This is a genomic window from Phyllobacterium sp. LjRoot231 (assembly GCF_964253365.1).
GTDB lineage: Bacteria > Pseudomonadota > Alphaproteobacteria > Rhizobiales > Rhizobiaceae > Phyllobacterium.
The window spans coordinates 1858394-1873753 of the sequence record NZ_CAXUQT020000001.1; the positions used below are offsets into that span (position 1 = coordinate 1858394).

Annotated in this window: 17 protein-coding genes; 8 read left to right on the forward strand and 9 right to left on the reverse strand. The window is 55.6% G+C overall.

Annotated elements, in window-relative coordinates:
* Positions 1-81 precede the first annotated feature (81 nt).
* Positions 82-711: a histidine phosphotransferase ChpT gene (gene chpT, locus ACSQ3H_RS09140; RefSeq protein WP_112530603.1), complete on the reverse strand. Its 630-nt coding sequence runs from the start codon at positions 709-711 to the stop codon at positions 82-84.
* Positions 712-1030: 319 nt separating this feature from the next.
* On the opposite strand from chpT, the gene ACSQ3H_RS09145 reads away from it, so the two are divergent.
* Together ACSQ3H_RS09145 and ACSQ3H_RS09150 are read left to right on the forward strand one after the other, a co-directional pair.
* Entirely contained in the window at positions 1031-1609 is a 579-nt protein-coding gene (locus tag ACSQ3H_RS09145) for a DUF1134 domain-containing protein (RefSeq protein WP_436119392.1), read from the forward strand.
* Between the two features lie 116 nt (positions 1610-1725).
* On the forward strand, positions 1726-2778 hold the full coding sequence (locus ACSQ3H_RS09150) for a hypothetical protein (RefSeq protein ID WP_436116764.1): 1053 nt from the start codon (positions 1726-1728) through the stop codon (positions 2776-2778).
* Here the strand turns inward: ACSQ3H_RS09150 and ACSQ3H_RS09155 are convergent.
* The 3 genes from ACSQ3H_RS09155 to ACSQ3H_RS09165 all read right to left on the reverse strand — a co-directional run bounded on the left by ACSQ3H_RS09155 (position 2746) and on the right by ACSQ3H_RS09165 (position 4650).
* A complete protein-coding gene (locus ACSQ3H_RS09155; RefSeq protein ID WP_436119393.1) occupies positions 2746-3558 on the reverse strand; it encodes a TrmH family RNA methyltransferase in 813 nt (270 codons plus the stop codon). The genes ACSQ3H_RS09150 and ACSQ3H_RS09155 overlap by 33 nt on opposite strands.
* A gap of 29 nt (positions 3559-3587) precedes the next feature.
* Positions 3588-4358, reverse strand: a complete 771-nt coding sequence (locus ACSQ3H_RS09160) for a HugZ family protein (protein ID WP_436116765.1) — start codon at positions 4356-4358, stop codon at positions 3588-3590.
* A 100-nt stretch (positions 4359-4458) separates the two neighbouring features.
* Positions 4459-4650 carry a hypothetical protein gene (locus ACSQ3H_RS09165; RefSeq protein ID WP_436116766.1) on the reverse strand — a complete coding sequence of 64 codons (192 nt, stop codon included), beginning with the start codon at positions 4648-4650 and terminating at the stop codon, positions 4459-4461.
* Between the two features lie 238 nt (positions 4651-4888).
* Here ACSQ3H_RS09165 and ACSQ3H_RS09170 point away from each other — a divergent pair, with 238 nt between their 5' ends.
* On the forward strand, positions 4889-5821 hold the full coding sequence (locus ACSQ3H_RS09170; protein WP_436116767.1) for a cell wall hydrolase: 933 nt from the start codon (positions 4889-4891) through the stop codon (positions 5819-5821).
* 21 nt (positions 5822-5842) lie between these two features.
* On the opposite strand, the gene ACSQ3H_RS09175 is transcribed toward ACSQ3H_RS09170, so the two are convergent.
* The 5 genes from ACSQ3H_RS09175 to ACSQ3H_RS09195 all read right to left on the reverse strand — a co-directional run bounded on the left by ACSQ3H_RS09175 (position 5843) and on the right by ACSQ3H_RS09195 (position 9724).
* Entirely contained in the window at positions 5843-6235 is a 393-nt protein-coding gene (locus ACSQ3H_RS09175) for a DUF930 domain-containing protein (RefSeq protein WP_436116768.1), read from the reverse strand.
* A 105-nt stretch (positions 6236-6340) separates the two neighbouring features.
* A complete protein-coding gene (locus ACSQ3H_RS09180) occupies positions 6341-7015 on the reverse strand; it encodes a hypothetical protein (RefSeq protein ID WP_436116769.1) in 675 nt (224 codons plus the stop codon).
* Between the two features lie 21 nt (positions 7016-7036).
* Complete coding sequence (locus ACSQ3H_RS09185) at positions 7037-7624, reverse strand: protein-S-isoprenylcysteine O-methyltransferase (RefSeq protein WP_436119394.1); 588 nt, start codon at positions 7622-7624, stop codon at positions 7037-7039.
* The gene (locus ACSQ3H_RS09190; RefSeq protein ID WP_436116770.1) at positions 7624-8817 is read right to left on the reverse strand and encodes a hypothetical protein; all 1194 of its coding nucleotides are present in this window, start codon (positions 8815-8817) and stop codon (positions 7624-7626) included. Before ACSQ3H_RS09190 ends, ACSQ3H_RS09185 begins: the two co-directional genes overlap by 1 nt.
* A 145-nt stretch (positions 8818-8962) precedes the next feature.
* Positions 8963-9724 (reverse strand): SDR family NAD(P)-dependent oxidoreductase, encoded by a 762-nt coding sequence (locus ACSQ3H_RS09195; protein WP_436116771.1) that lies wholly within the window; start codon positions 9722-9724, stop codon positions 8963-8965.
* Positions 9725-10057: 333 nt separating this feature from the next.
* Between ACSQ3H_RS09195 and ACSQ3H_RS09200 the strand changes: the two genes are divergently transcribed.
* From ACSQ3H_RS09200 to ACSQ3H_RS09220, 5 genes are read left to right on the forward strand one after another with little or no spacing between them, the layout of a single operon-like run.
* Positions 10058-11662 carry an ABC transporter substrate-binding protein gene (locus tag ACSQ3H_RS09200; RefSeq protein ID WP_436116772.1) on the forward strand — a complete coding sequence of 535 codons (1605 nt, stop codon included), beginning with the start codon at positions 10058-10060 and terminating at the stop codon, positions 11660-11662.
* A gap of 53 nt (positions 11663-11715) precedes the next feature.
* Positions 11716-12723: an ABC transporter permease subunit gene (locus ACSQ3H_RS09205; RefSeq protein ID WP_436116773.1), complete on the forward strand. Its 1008-nt coding sequence runs from the start codon at positions 11716-11718 to the stop codon at positions 12721-12723.
* 7 nt (positions 12724-12730) lie between these two features.
* Complete coding sequence (locus ACSQ3H_RS09210) at positions 12731-13648, forward strand: ABC transporter permease subunit (RefSeq protein ID WP_436116774.1); 918 nt, start codon at positions 12731-12733, stop codon at positions 13646-13648.
* 4 nt (positions 13649-13652) lie between these two features.
* Positions 13653-14510, forward strand: a complete 858-nt coding sequence (locus ACSQ3H_RS09215) for an ABC transporter ATP-binding protein (RefSeq protein WP_436116775.1) — start codon at positions 13653-13655, stop codon at positions 14508-14510.
* Positions 14507-15340: an ABC transporter ATP-binding protein gene (locus ACSQ3H_RS09220; RefSeq protein WP_436116776.1), complete on the forward strand. Its 834-nt coding sequence runs from the start codon at positions 14507-14509 to the stop codon at positions 15338-15340. The genes ACSQ3H_RS09215 and ACSQ3H_RS09220 overlap by 4 nt, the downstream gene beginning before the upstream one ends.
* The last annotated feature ends 20 nt before the right edge of the window (positions 15341-15360 follow it).

The following is a 15360-nucleotide window of genomic DNA, read 5'->3' on the forward strand; positions in this document are numbered from 1 at the left end:
TCCGAGCCTGAGACTACCAGTCCTTGGGTGAATAAACACCCAAGGTTGATGGTAAATTTTTAGGACAACTTGCTCGATCCGTTATGCCGCGGTGAAGACAATCTCTTCCGGGCTGGCATGGATCGAGATGGTCATGCCGGCCTCCTGGGCCAGAAGCAGTGTGTAGTAGGGCTGAACGCCATGGGCGTCGATCGGTTCTTCAGGAACCTTGCCGCTATGCAGTTCAAGGAATTTCGGAGGTACGCGCAGCATCGGGCCGCGTGATGTCAGAACAAAACGCGGCTGCGTTTCCGGGGTTTGCAGCGCGACGGACAATGTGCCACCGCGGGGCAAAGCGGCGTTGGCGATCAAAACGAGATTGAGCAGGAGCTTGACCTTGTTCTTCGGCAGAAGAACCCGGGTACCTTCCCAGCTCAATTCCGCCTTTTCGCCTTTCATGTATTCGTTGGCGACGTTCTGCGCATCGCCCGTATCGATCTGAACACCGGCGGAACCGGCCGCGCCGAAAGCAATGCGCGCGAATTGCAGACGGGCGGAGGCGCTGCGTGCGCTGGATTTGATAAGGCTCATCGCATCCTCATCGGAGCCGCCTTCTTCGAGAAGTTCCAGCCCATTATTAATGGCACCAACAGGCGAAATGATATCGTGGCAGATGCGGCTGCTCAGGAGCGCTCCGAGGTCCGTTGCCGAGAGAATAACGGGCAATGTCATGGGGAAATCTCCTGAAGATTGGCTGGTTGGTTCAGAGGCCGCCGCGAATCAGTAGCAGGCGAATCACTCTGATTTCTGGCCTATTTGGATACATAGCTCGACCATGATCGGCAAGAACGTCGTGGCTAAAGCCTGTAGATGTTGAAATTTCAAGGTTTTTGCCATTCTTTGCAAGTCATTGAAATGCCAAGATCGATTCATAAACTTTTATACAAGGTTTAGCGCCTTAAAATGAACTCGATTCTCAAAGCAGGCGTAAGACCTGCTCATCATTGCATCAGGCGTCAGGCAAAGAAGCGAACAGCCAAAAGGAATTATGATGGCGTCTCTACTCTTGTCTTTGAACCGCAGCTTTCTTCTCTTTCTGACACTTGTGTCACTCGTGGTCGCCCAGGCGCAGACGGCGCGTGCAGAAGACACATATACGATGGAAGAAATCGTCAATTCCGGCCAACGGTTCTTCGGATCGACTTCGGGCGGGCTGGCGACGGCTGTCGAAAAAGTCTTCCAGAGTTATGGCCTGCCCAACGGCTATGTTCTCGGCGAGGAAGGATCCGGCGCGCTCATCGGCGGCCTGACCTATGGTGAAGGTTCGCTCTACACCAAGAATGCCGGTGATCACAAAACCTTCTGGCAAGGACCATCGATCGGCTGGGATTTCGGCGGGCAGGGCTCGCGCGTCATGATGCTCGTCTACAATCTCGATGATGTGCAGAATCTCTATGGCCGCTTCGTCGGTGTTGCTGGCTCCGCCTATCTCTTCGCCGGCGTCGGTTTCAATGTGCTCAAACGCAACCAGGTCCTGCTCGTTCCAATCAGAACGGGCGTGGGAGCACGGCTCGGTGTCAATGTCGGTTATCTGAAAATCACCCAATCGCCGACGTGGAACCCGTTTTGATACACTGAACTGGTATTCGTACCCGGACGCGGACTCCTCAGTTCGCGTCTTTGCGTTTCAGGGCCTGACTGGTAGTACACCTTGTGCCAAGATAGATATCCAACAGGACCCTGATCGTGATCCAGTCTGCGCTATATTTTGCTCTCGGATTCCTGTGCGCCGTCTTGCTGGCGCTTTTGGTCGCACCGCCCATCTGGCGCCGGGCAACGCTGCTCACCCGCAAGCGAGTCGAAGCGGAAACACCGCTTACGCTCAATGAGATACAAGCCCAGAGAGACGGCTTGCGTGCCGAACATGCGATCGCCGAGCGCAAGCTTGAGTTGACGCTCGAACAATCCCGCGAAAAATCGGCACTGCAATTGGCTGAACTCGGCGAGAAAGAGCGTCTCCTACGCAATCTTAACACTGATCTTGCGGCGCGCGAGACGACGATTGTCGAACTGCGATCGTCATTTGCCGATCGTGAACAGGAACTGGAGAAAGCCGCGGCCCTGATCGTCGGGCACGAGCGGCTGATCGAGCAAAAATCGGCTGAACTTGAACTCTTGCATCGGCGGATGTCCAGCGTAGCGATGAACGCGGACAGTTTTCAAATCGAAGTCGCAGCCCAATCAGCCCGGATCGATAATCTTACGGACGATCTGAAAGAGGCGCGGAAGGATAAGCGCGACAGCGACAACCTGAGACAACGGGCCGAAGCAGATATCAAGGCACTGCAGCATTCACTGGCGCAGGAAACCAAGCGAAGCGCCGAGCTTGAGAAACGGTCGAATGCCCTGCTCAGGCAAATTTCCGATAGCGAGGCCAAGCTTTCGAGACGCGAGAAGGAAATCGAGCGGATCAATGAACGTTTGCGCAAGGTGCTCGCTGAGGGGCGCAAGCAAGGATCGTCTGTGCTGGATACGCCGCGCGGCAAGCAGGCAGTGGTTCAAGCGCAGGAAACCGAGCTCTTGCGCGAAGAGATGAATACGCTCGCCTCGCAGGTCGTTGCCATGGTTGCACGGCTTGAGGGCCCAACCTCGAAGGTCAACGAACTTTTGGCGAAAGCTGAGAACGAAATGTCTCCGGTGCACGATGAAAACGGCGAAATCATCGTGAGCCTGGCAGATCGTATTCGGGCTTTGCAGGCGGAAGCTTCAAAGACTGGAAAAGCGGCTGAACCGCGATAGGGCGATGCCGGACGCAGTCGCAACATTCAGGCTGTCGAAACTCCCGGACATAGGAATTTTCACTGTTTTCAGTTTCTGCAAAAGCGCCCTTGGCAAGCCTTCGCCTTCCGTGCCGAGAAGCAGCGCCACGCGTCGCGAGGGCTTGGCGTCGTAGATATCTATTGTGCCGGAGGGGCTGAGCGCAAAGACCTCGAACCCGGCAGTTTGCAGTCTGGTCACGATGGCTTCAATCGATCCTTCCCTGGCAAAGGGGACTTTCAGCGCAGCGCCGACCGATACGCGGATGGCCTTGCGGTAGAGCGGATCGCAACTCGTTTCGTCCATCAGAACGCAGTCCGCCTCGAAGGCGGCAGCATTGCGGAAGATCGATCCCATATTGTCATGGTTTGAAATGCCGCACAAAACGACCGCCAATGCCTTGTCCGGCATTGTATCGATCAATGCATCGATGGATCGTGGCGTATTGCGCCTGCCGACGGCGAGGATACCGCGGTGCATGGGAAAGCCGGCAATTGCATCTATGACCTCGCGCGAGACGCAATAGACCGGCACATCGGGCGGGCAAAGCTTGAGCTGTTGGCGGAGCCCCGCAAGCCGGTTTTCCAGTACGAGCAGCGATTCCACTGCGAAAGCCGGGTTGGACAAGAGGACGTTGAGAACGACCTTGCCCTCGGCGATGAAGCGGCCTTCGCGTCCTACGAGATCGCGTTCACGCACATTCCGATAGGGAGCAAGCCGATCGTCTTCGGGATCGGCGACCTGGGTTACCCGCTGTTGCAACCAGTTATGCTCTTCGGAAGCCGAAGTTTTCACAGCTGCGCCGCGAGCCCGGTACGGGCCTCGCCAGCCATGCGCACGAGCGTCATGTGCATGTCCCTGGCAGAGCTCAGCGGCTCATTGAAAAAGATACGCAGCACATCGTCGCCATCGGCCAGATCGAAACCGTCTGCGTCAATCCCTGTCATGCGCCATTTGCGGCCCGGCGCCTTGGCATAATAGCGGGCGTAAAGCGCGATCGAATCGGAATGATCTTCGTTCATATGATCGACGGCACCCTTTTCCGCGGCCGCGAGTTCCTCGTTGACGGGACTGAGGCTCAGCCATTCATTTGCTGACAATTGATAAGCTTGGCCAAAGCCGCCATTCAGCTTGGCGCTTTCAGGCTCGAGCCGGAAGAAACGAAAATCGCCGAGTCCGGCATAGAGTTTGGCCTTGGGCAAGTGCAAAAGGTAGCGCCATTCAATGCGGGCATGTTCCGGCGTATCCCGGGCAACTTCGCGCGCCTTGGCGGTTATCGTCATGCGAGGATGGGCGAGGGGATCGCCCTTGCCAGGTTCGCCGACCAGAAGCGAGCAACGCGGATCGGCAAGCAGTGCCGGTGTGTGCGCGGCGAGGGCCGAAACAAGAATGATGGGCGCGCCGTCATGATCGGTCGAGACGCCAACGCGGGTGGCAATCGGAGCGCCGGATTGCGGATCGAGCGTCGCAATCACCCCATGACGTGCGGTACGCATCAACGTGCGGGCAAGGCGAATCGCACCGTCGTCAATCTCGCGGAGGACATCTTTCTTTTCGGCCACGTGTCATCCCTCAAACCCGGTCATCGTGGTGATTGATAGTTTGTCACGGCGACCGGGACAAGTCCTGTGCGGATCTGGGGCCGAGGATGAATTGGGAATATCAGGCTGCGATCGTCCGATTGTCGTTGAGGCCGGCATCGTTCATGCAATCGGCCAGCAGATCGAGGTCGACCGGTCCGATCGTGCACAGAACTGGGGCAACCTCTTCAACCGGAATTTGCAACGCCATCAGTTCGACAAGCGCTGCCATGAGCGATTCGCGAGTATCATAACGGACTGAAGAATTGCGCATAACGTGCCTTTTGAGCTTGGTCAGTTGCACAAAGTTTAGGGCAAATGTGGTAAACAAGTTCTTAATTTTGCCATTATTGAAATTTTTTTGCTGTTGAAATGCATAAAATAACTGCATATTTTCAAATGGATGGTAATGTCGTATATCACAATAATCGTCTCTGCCATTGTTTGGCCCTAAATCGCATCAATCTGTCAGCAACTTCACCAGCAGGATTAACAGCGATGAGAAATGCTTCGTGAACGGCTTCGGTAGATGGAAAGTCGGCTCTATCGTGGGCATGGTTGCAGCCGCCGGGCTTGTAAGCGGTTGTACGACGAGCCAGAATTCAGGCAAGCTATCGGCCGGTCTAACGACGCATTCCACTTCTTACGCCTACACGCCGAAGGACAAGGAATGCCTTGAACGGGCGATGTTCTTCGAGTCCAATCGCTCCAGTAAGGAAGGCCTTCTCGCGGTCGGTACTGTGGTGATGAATCGTCTCGATTCAGGCAAGTGGGGAAATTCCATCTGCGGCGTGGTTGGCCAGAAGAACCAGTTCGCGCCGGGTGTACTGTCACGCGAGATGCAATCTACTGCGCTGCCGGATGTGCAGGCAGCAGCGGATGCCGTGCTCAAGGGAGAGCGCAACCCCAAAGTGAAGAATGCGATGTATTTCCATACCGCGGGTCTTCGGTTCCCTTACAAGAATATGCACTACACTGTTGTAGCGGGTGGCAATGCGTTTTACGAAAAGCGTGACCGCTACCATTCAGCGGATATCGCTTCGAATGAAGCCAGCCGTGCAATTGCCAACGCCTATATTGCCAGTACGAGAATGGCCAGCGGCAAAGTGCAGATGGCCAGCGCTGCGCCGGCCATTGCGACGACGTCCACAGCGACGTCCGGCCGTGTTATGAAGGACACCAGCCAACTGCCGATCGTCGTTGCGCAGGCCGACCTCCCCTTGCCGCCTCAGATGGCGTTTGCCAGCGACAAGGTAGCGGTGCCTGTCGATCCTCCGGCGCAGGCCATGGAATATACAGCTTCACAACCCGTGACGATGCCGGCTGCGACGGCACAGGGAACTATGCAGGCAAGCGCACTAGCCTATGAAGCGCCGACTGCAAAGAAGGTAGACGCGATCGGCCAGATGCTTTTGGCGCAGGATCGTCCCAATTCTCTCAACTGACTATTGAAAAGTCCGAGTGTACTATTCGGACACGAGATAGTGATGTGCCCATTCGCTGTGGGGAACGATTTGGCCAATGGCATATTGGAATGACAGTATCGTCATGTGATCGGGCGAGGTCGCACAGGTGTAGGACAGATGATACCACTCGCCCTTGCTGCGGAATGCGGCGCCTGCTGAACGGATTTTATCCCCTTTGATCTTCGGCTCTTCAAAAGCATAGGCGACGAGTTCGTCGGCTACCAGCTTGGCAGGATCCTTGTGGATGCGCTCCATTGCTTCGAGATCGCAGCGCTGTTCGAGCCGTGTTTGCGGATCAAGCCGTTTCAGTTCTTCAGCAGCGCCGTTGTCCATAGCGCGTGCCGGACTCGCCAAGGCGACCGACAGCAAGAGCATGGCGCTTATTATTCTCATCGTAACTGGCTTTCATGATGCAAAAGAACGCAACGGACGCCCCTGGTCCCAGCGTCGTATAGATACCAAACGGATTGGGACCAAATTATGAAAACTTATTTCTTGCTACGATGAATGATCTAACTCGATGCTTTTCCGCCCTTTGTCGCCGTTCGCATCGATATAGGCATAGATGTAGGAGAACGCCGGTTGTGCGGGATTGGCAGGCTCGACCAGTCCCGCAACGCTACCGAATGACGCGGCGTAGTTGTTGCAGTTATAGCCGAACATGCGCCACATGGGCGGATTGGCAAGATTTGCCTGCACTTTATCAAGTAATTGTTGGTACTGACTTTCGGTCAGCGATACGCGATACGCCGCGTTTGGCGTGAAATGGCAGTCTGCATAGCTGGGCGTCAGATCCGCGGGCATGGGAATTATCGCACCGCCGTAGAGGCCGAAAACACTGCCTTTCGGGAAGAGACCGGTATATAGGCGCGACACCGGATTGCCATTGGCGTCCAATCGCCCAAAAACCACGTAGGTATGGCCGCTGGGTATGCCGGGGGAGAAGCGCTGGCGGAATTCGATGTAGGCCGGGTCACCGGGTTTTGTGCGATTGGCGGTCAGTTTTGCAGCGGCTCCATCGGGATTGCCCTGCGCTGCGCAACCAAGCTGCGGCGTTTCCGGAGCGTAGGCAGTTATTGCGATCGCATCTGTGGACGCGGGGACCGACTGACAGGCAGCAAGGGCAATTGCGATTGTGCTGGCCATGATTGCTTTGAGGGATGCTGGAGGCACGGTCAATCTTCTCTCAACTGGTCAGTAAACATAAGGCAGGATGCGCCAGGTGCGCGCACGGTAACGATTGTATTCTTCTCCAAATGCCTCCTGCATCATCTCTTCTTCAGGGCCAACTCGAGAGAAAAACAGATAACCGAAGCCAAGAAGGCCAGCCAGTCCCGCAACATAATTGGGCAGTAGCAGGGCCTGGGTCAGCGCCATGAGCCAGAACGCCGTGTACATCGGATGACGGAGGCGTTTGTAGATACCTGTCGTGATGAGTTTGTGGTCCTGCTTCAACTGCAGTGATACGGACCACATTTTTCCAAGCGCCTTGTGAGTGAGGCGGAACAGGATCAGAGCGACTATTCCGGAGACAATACCAAGCACGAAAAGTATGGGACTTGCCGGGTGGGATGCAAAGCGCGGCTGGCCAGTCATAACGTAGATTGCAGGAATGATACCGAGCCCGGTGAGGGAAACCGCAAGCCGAATCGTATCGGCGCCCTTCCGCCGATCAACGGTGAGGTTCATCTTGCGCGCGCGCCGATTGAATGGCCGGCGCAGCATATACCAGCCAACGACATGAAGGACCCACAAGATCTTGCCGACAGAAACCAGAGAAATCATGTGGTCGCAGTTCCAGCAACATTGAGTTGCGGAGAAGCTGCGGTCCGATCGCAGCGAAGGCCACCCAACGCGGCGACATCGGCGAACTGTTCCGGACCACACAGTATGGCATGCCATGAATAGTGCGTGCGTTTTTCAACGCCGAAAACAAATTGGCGATGGACGCGAAAGAAATCCCGTCGAATGGACTTATATGCCTCATCGCAAAGTTGGTTGCGGAAACGCACTCTCACCAGGATGGGTGATTTCCCACCATTTATTTTCAGGTCCCGCACAGGATCCGATTGGTAGAAATTCATTGGATCCGTCAGCGATTGCGCGTCGATCCAGACTGTTTTGCTATTTGCAACGGTCTCAACACTTTTCCGCAGCGTGCGAGCAGCAGGGTGCAATGCTACCTTCAACAGGCTGGACCCGACAGTGAGGAGCCCGTAACGGCGCGAACCCTCGCGGCGAAGAGCGGCATCGAGAATCGGAACCGCGCAGACGGCGCCCAGACTATGGGCTGCGACAACAATTTCCGTGTCGGGCGGAGCATTGCTGATACGGGCGGCCGCATCGGCGATGACGCGATCCATTTTCCGCATCACATCCGCTCGTTTCCCCCGCGCCATATCCCGGGCGAACGTCCAGTCATCCATGAGGAGCAGGAAATGGAATTTCGAGGCGGCGAGCCAGAACAACAGGATGGCGGTCATCAAGGCTATCACCGGCGCGATCGGCGCGCTGGTTTGGTTGTATGACGCGGCAAGACGCCCGGTGCCGTAGGATGCGGCAAGTATGGCACAGCAGATCAACAGCGGATAAATGAAAAACAGGGCGTAGCGCCAACTCGTCACAACAAAGCGGAAGAATGTTCCAGTGACGATAAAATCAAGCAGGGCCACAATTCCGCTCAGCAACCGCCTGAGGGGATTTCTGGATGCGTAGAAAAGGGTGATGTCGCCAAGACCGTAGAGGAGGAACTCTGTTTTAGCCGACCAGCCATCGCCCGAAGCATGCAGACTGAACTCGCCGGTTGCAACCGCATCATCCGTCGAGGAAACACGGAGCGGTTCACACTCGGTCAAGGACATGTCGTAGACCGGCGCTGTCTTGGCCGCTTCGCGGGTGAAGCGGCGATGATGAGCTTCTACAGGCATATGTTCAAAGCCTGGTAATAATACGACCAGACGATTGATAACGGACATCTGCAACCTTTTTCACGATCGGGTTCAATCGGTGTCAGCGACCTATGACTAGCTTGCCAAAGGACTTTAGATGACCGACGTTAACAGAACATCGCCGGTACGTAAAAGTTGCAACCCGCATTCGATTTATGCGTCAACTTGCCTCTCATTTTGGAGCCATCCGGATTGCACCATCGAGACGAATTGTTTCGCCGTTAAGCATCGGATTCTCGATGATATGCAGCGCCAGAGCCGCGTACTCCTCCGGCTTGCCAAGTCTCGAAGGGAAAGGAATGGAGGCGGCAAGCGAATCCTGAACCTCTTGCGGCATGGCGAGCAACATGGGCGTTCCAAAAATGCCCGGAGCAATGGCCATGACGCGAATACCGAAACGTGCAAGTTCCCGCGCCGCGGGCAGGGTCAGACCGGCTATACCTGCCTTGGAAGAAGCATAAGCGGCCTGACCGATCTGGCCGTCAAAAGCGGCGACGGATGCGGTGGAGATGATAACGCCGCGTTCGCCGGTTTCTAATGGCTCGAGCTTCGACGCGGCATCGCCGACAAGCCGCAGCATGTTGAATGAACCAATGAGATTGACTTCGATCACGCGACGATAAAGCTCGAGATCGTGTGGGCCATCGCGACCGACGATCCGCCCCGCATTGGCTATACCGGCACAGTTGACGAGAATACGCGGCGTTCCAAGTTCATCAGTGACAAGTCCAACGGCCTTCTCGGCATCCTCGGCGCTCGATACATTGCAGGTCACGGCAAGACCACCGATTTCTGTCGCGACTTTTTGCGCGGCATCAAGATTGATGTCGAAAAGTGCGACTTTCGCACCTTTCGCGGCAAGTGCTCGTGCCGTTGCCGCGCCCAAACCTGAACCTCCGCCTGTTACAATCGCCACATGTCCTTGGGTGTCCATGATCGTCTCCTATGCTCGTTCTTGCCTTCTCGCATGGGTTCAAGTGCTTATCCAGCCATTTCGCGGTTTTTTTTTGGCCAAACCCTCCCTCTGCGGCGCAAGCAAAAGGTCCGCTGCGACGCGTCATACTAAACGCCAGTGGACGGATTTTTAGGGATTTTCACTTTTTTTGGGGTCTTGAGGGAGAGATTCCCCAGAATCCAATATTATCGGCGTTTCGGTGGGTTGACTGCGAATAAATCTGCTTGCATTGCGACATTGCAAAGGCTTCCATGCAATCTTCGTTACAGGCATGGGGGCCTGCAACACAAAAAACCTCTGAAGGTGGAAAAGATGAATACCTACAAGAAACTCCTTGCGGCGACCGCGCTCGCAATGCTGACAGGTGGGCTGATGGCAGGTGGAGCCTCGGCCAAGACGTTAGTTTTTTGCTCGGAAGCTGCTCCAGGCGGTTTTGATCCGGCGCTTTACACGGGTGGTGAAACACTCGATGCGACAGGACAAGCTGTCTTTAACAAACTGGTCGAATTCAAGCCGGGTACATCAGAAGTTGAACCCGGCCTGGCTGACAGCTGGACAATTTCCGATGATGGCCTTGAATATACGTTCAAGCTGCATCCGGGCGTCAAGTTTCAGACAACAAGCTATTTCACGCCAACGCGTGAGCTTAACGCCGATGACGTGGTCTTTTCTTTCGAACGCCAGAAGGAAGGCAGCCCATGGGCGAAATATGTCGACGGCGCTTCCTATGAATATTTCGAAGGCATGGATTTCCCCAAGCTGATCAAATCGGTGGAAAAAGTTGATGATCTGACTGTCAAGATCACGTTGACCAAGCCAAACGCACCAATGCTGGCAAACCTTGCCATGGACTTTTCGTCCATCGTCTCCAAGGAATATGCCGACAAGCTCCTGGCTGACGGCACACCTGGAAAGCTCAATGAACAGCCGGTTGGCACGGGTCCTTTCCAGTTCGTCGACTATCAGCTCAATACAGCCATCCGCTATGAAGCCAATCCGGACTATTATAAAGGCAAAGTTAAGCTCGACAGTTTGATCTTCGCCGTGACCCCTGATGCTGCTGTCCGCGTGCAGAAGCTCAAGGCTGGCGAATGCCAGCTGACGATCTACCCGGACCCAGCGGATGTGGAAGGCCTCAAGGCCGATACCAACCTGAATGTTATTCAGGAAGAAGGCCTGAACGTCTCGACGCTTGCCTATAACACGACGCAGGCGCCGTTCGACAAGCCGGAAGTGCGTAAAGCGCTCAACCAGGCTATCGACAAGAAGGCTATCGTCGATGCCGTCTATCTCGGCCAGGGTACACCGGCAATCAATCCAATCCCGCCGACAATGTGGTCCTACAACAAGTCGATCAAGGATGACGAATACAATCCTGAAGCGGCAAAGGCAGCCCTTGAAAAGGCTGGCGTGAAGGATCTGTCGATGAAGATCTGGGCAATGCCGGTTGCACGTCCGTACATGCCAAACGGCCGGCGCACTGCAGAACTGATCCAGTCCGATTTTGCCAAGGTTGGTGTCAAGGCCGAGATCGTAACCTTCGATTGGCAGGAATATCTGAAGCAGGCTTCCGATCCGAAGCATGACGGCGCTGTTATTATCGGCTGGACCGGTGACAATGGTGACCCGGACAACTTCCTTGCAACCCTGCTTTCTTGCCAGGCTGTTGGTACGTCCAACCGCGCCGCATGGTGCAACCAGGAATTCACGGATTTGATCAACAAGGCGGCTGTCGTCTCCGATCCCGCAGAGCGTACCAAGCTCTACGAAGAATCGCAGGTTGTGTTCAAGCGTGAAGCACCGTGGGCAACGCTTGCTCACTCGCTCGTGACGACGGCAATGACCAAGAATGTGTCTGGTTACGTCCCCAGCCCACTCGGGGTTCATAATTTCGCCAGCGTCGACATCGCAGAGTAATTTACTCCTTGCGGTACCGGCTTCGGCCGGTACCGCATTTTTATTGGGTCACCATGTTTCGTTATGTCGCGTCCCGAGTGCTGCTACTGATCCCAACATTTATCGGTATCAGTTTTGTAGCCTTCATTTTCATTCGTTTGTTGCCCGGCGACCCAGTCATCGCTCTTGCCGGTGAACGGGGCATGACCCCGGAACGACATCAATTGCTGATGGATCAGTTCGGTTTCAACAGGCCGATTTGGGAACAGTATTTCTCGTTCCTATGGGGTATTTTTCATGGAGATTTCGGCACGTCGATCGCCAGCAAACGGCCCGTGCTCGCAGATTTCCTGGCGCTTTTCCCTGCGACACTGGAGCTAAGCATCTGCGCCATGCTCTTTGCCGTCATCATCGGTATTCCGGCCGGCATTTTCGCTGCCGTCAAACGTGGATCGATCTTCGATCAGCTGAGTATGGGTATTGCGTTGGTGGGTTATTCCATGCCGATTTTCTGGTGGGGAATTCTCCTGATCATCCTCTTCGCAGGCATGCTTCATTGGACACCGGTTTCGGGTCGGATGGACCTCATTTATTTCTTCAAGCCAACCACCGGCTTCATGCTGATCGACAGTCTGATCTCGGGACAGAAAGGCGCATTCCGCTCTGCGGCCTCGCACCTGATCCTGCCGACAATCGTGCTTGGGACCATCCCGCTTGCGGTTATCGCCCGTCAGACGCGTTCAGCCATGCTGGAAGTTCTGGGTGAGGATTATGTGCGCACAGCCCGCGCCAAAGGCCTTGAACCCAGGCGCGTCATCGGCGTGCACGCACTGCGCAATGCCATGATCCCCGTCATAACCACGATCGGTTTGCAGATGGGTTTGCTCATGGCCGGCGCGATCCTGACCGAGACCATCTTTTCCTGGCCTGGTATCGGCAAGTGGATGATCGATGCCATTTCCCGTCGCGATTACGTCGTCGTGCAGGGTGGCCTCATGCTGGTCGCGCTTATCGTCATGGTCGTCAATCTGATTGTTGATCTGCTCTATGCGGTCATCAACCCGCGTATTCGCGTAAAGTGAGGAACCCGTGACCAACGAAGTTTCCCCGCCCGTACCGTTAGCCTCAACCCAGAGTTCTGGACGTCTGGCACGGTTTTCGGAATTCTGGTTCTATTTCAGCGTCAACAAGGGTGCCGTAATTGGATTTGCAGTCCTGGTATTTCTGGTGCTGATTGCCATATTCGGTCCGCTCATCGCGCCGCATGCTCCCTACCAGCAATATCGCGATGCGCTACTTACGCCGCCATCCTGGCAGGTGGGCGGTAAGGAGCAGTTTCTGCTCGGTACCGATGCCGTGGGCCGCGATCTACTTTCCCGCCTGATCTATGGCGCGCGTTATTCGCTGTTTATTGGCTTGATCGTTGTGACCTTCGCCATGATCACCGGCGTCATTCTCGGCGTTCTTGCCGGTTACTTCCGCGGCTGGGTCGATACGCTGATCATGCGCATCATGGACATTATCCTGGCCTTTCCGCCGCTGTTGCTCGCGCTGGTGCTGGTGGCGATCCTTGGACCTGGCCTGTTCAACGCCATGATCGCGATCGCCCTGGTTCTGCAGCCACACTTCGCCCGCCTGACCCGCGCGGCGGTGATGAGCGAAAAGAATCGAGAATATGTCATTGCGTCGAAACTTGCCGGAGCCGGCCATTTGCGTCTGATGTTCAAGACGATCCTGCCGAACTGTCTCGCACCGCTGATTGTGCAGGGAACATTGTCGTTTTCCAATGCTATTCTCGAAGCGGCAGCTCTCGGGTTTCTCGGTATGGGGGCGCAGCCGCCAACGCCGGAATGGGGTACGATGCTTGCGGAGGCGCGCGAATTCATCCTGCGTGCTTGGTGGGTTGTCACATTCCCCGGCCTTGCAATCCTGATCACTGTCCTTGCGATCAATCTCGTTGGAGATGGTCTGCGCGACGCCCTCGATCCCAAGTTGAAAAGGAGCTGAGGTCATGGCGCTACTTGAAATCAAGAACCTCTCGGTTGGCTTCGATACAAATGCTGGCCAGTTCATGGCGGTACAGGGGATCGATCTCTCGGTGGATGCCCGCGAAGTTTTGGCGATTGTCGGAGAATCCGGTTCGGGTAAATCAGTGGCCATGCTTGCGGTGATGGGCCTGTTGCCGAAAACCGCAACTGTCACTGCCGACAGCATGAGCTTCGATGGCCATGATATGTTGACCATGACCGGCAAACGGCGGCGGGAAATCATCGGCCGCGACGTCGCCATGATCTTTCAGGAACCGATGGCGAGCCTCAATCCCTGCTTTACAGTCGGTTTCCAACTCGAAGAGGTGTTGCGCTTCCATATGAAAATGGATGCGGCGACACGGCGCAAGCGGGCGATCGAGCTTTTCCAGCAGGTGGGTATTCCGGCGCCTGAAGAGCGATTGAACTCCTTTCCGCATCAAATGTCCGGCGGCCAATGCCAGCGTGTGATGATCGCCATCGCCATTGCCTGCAACCCGAAATTGCTGATCGCTGACGAGCCGACAACCGCGTTGGACGTGACAATCCAGAAGCAGATTCTCGACCTTCTCGTCAGCCTTCAGGCGAAGTATGGCATGGGTCTGATCATGATCACCCACGATATGGGCGTGGTCGCAGAAACCGCCGATCGGGTGATCGTCCAGTACAAGGGCCGCAAGATGGAGGAGGCCGACGTGCTTTCGCTGTTCGAGTCGCCGAAGAGCCCCTATACGCGTGCGCTTCTTTCTGCGCTGCCGGAAAACGCGACAGGCGATCGCCTGACGACCGTTGCGGATTTCATGAAGAGTGAAGCAGCGGCCAATGCAGGAGTGGCACCATGAGCGACGTCGTTCTTGAAGGGCGCAATATCGTTCGAGACTACCATGTCGGCGGCAGCCTGTTCGGCAAAGCGAAGACCGTGCATGCGGTCAAAGGCGTCAGTTTTACCCTGGAAAAGGGTAAGACGCTGGCCATCGTCGGTGAGAGCGGTTGCGGTAAGTCCACACTGGGGCGAATACTCACGCTGATCGACCCGCAAACATCCGGCGAATTGCTGATCGACGGCAAGCCGATCAATATCGCCAGGGATCGCGTAACGCACGAACTGCGCCGCAAGGTGCAGATCATCTTCCAGAATCCCTACGGTTCGCTCAATCCACGCCAGAAGATCGGCGAAGTTCTGGGCGAGCCTTTGCTGCTCAACACCAAAAGGACGGCAGCCGAGCGACGTGATCTCGCCATGCAGATGCTGGTGAAGGTTGGGCTCGGCCCTGAGCATTATAATCGCTATCCGCATATGTTCTCTGGTGGTCAGCGCCAGCGCATCGCTATTGCGCGTGCGCTTATGCTGAGCCCGAGTTTGCTGGTGTTGGATGAACCGGTGTCGGCGCTCGATCTTTCGGTCCAGGCGCAGGTGCTTAACTTGCTGGCCGATCTCCAAGACGAGTTCAACCTGACTTATGTCTTCATCAGCCATGATCTATCGGTGGTGCGCTATATCGCCGATGAGGTGATGGTGATGTATTACGGCGAAGTCGTCGAGTACGGCACGCGGGAAGAGGTGTTCTCTAATCCGCAGCACAGCTATACGAAGACGCTGTTTGCGGCGACGCCGAAGTCCGATGTCGCGAGTATCAAGGCACGGCTTGCTAGAAAGAAGGCCGCAGCCTGAATTCACAGCGAAACTCCAGG

Coding starts and splice junctions, on each gene's coding strand:
- chpT (WP_112530603.1), bottom strand. CDS start 711: ATGACATTGCCCGTTATTCTCTCGGCAACGGACCTCGGAGCGCTCCTG.
- ACSQ3H_RS09145 (WP_436119392.1), top strand. CDS start 1,031: ATGGCGTCTCTACTCTTGTCTTTGAACCGCAGCTTTCTTCTCTTTCTG.
- ACSQ3H_RS09165 (WP_436116766.1), bottom strand. CDS start 4,650: ATGCGCAATTCTTCAGTCCGTTATGATACTCGCGAATCGCTCATGGCA.
- ACSQ3H_RS09175 (WP_436116768.1), bottom strand. CDS start 6,235: ATGAGAATAATAAGCGCCATGCTCTTGCTGTCGGTCGCCTTGGCGAGT.
- ACSQ3H_RS09190 (WP_436116770.1), bottom strand. CDS start 8,817: ATGTCCGTTATCAATCGTCTGGTCGTATTATTACCAGGCTTTGAACAT.
- ACSQ3H_RS09195 (WP_436116771.1), bottom strand. CDS start 9,724: ATGGACACCCAAGGACATGTGGCGATTGTAACAGGCGGAGGTTCAGGT.
- ACSQ3H_RS09200 (WP_436116772.1), top strand. CDS start 10,058: ATGAATACCTACAAGAAACTCCTTGCGGCGACCGCGCTCGCAATGCTG.
- ACSQ3H_RS09205 (WP_436116773.1), top strand. CDS start 11,716: ATGTTTCGTTATGTCGCGTCCCGAGTGCTGCTACTGATCCCAACATTT.
- ACSQ3H_RS09215 (WP_436116775.1), top strand. CDS start 13,653: ATGGCGCTACTTGAAATCAAGAACCTCTCGGTTGGCTTCGATACAAAT.
- ACSQ3H_RS09220 (WP_436116776.1), top strand. CDS start 14,507: ATGAGCGACGTCGTTCTTGAAGGGCGCAATATCGTTCGAGACTACCAT.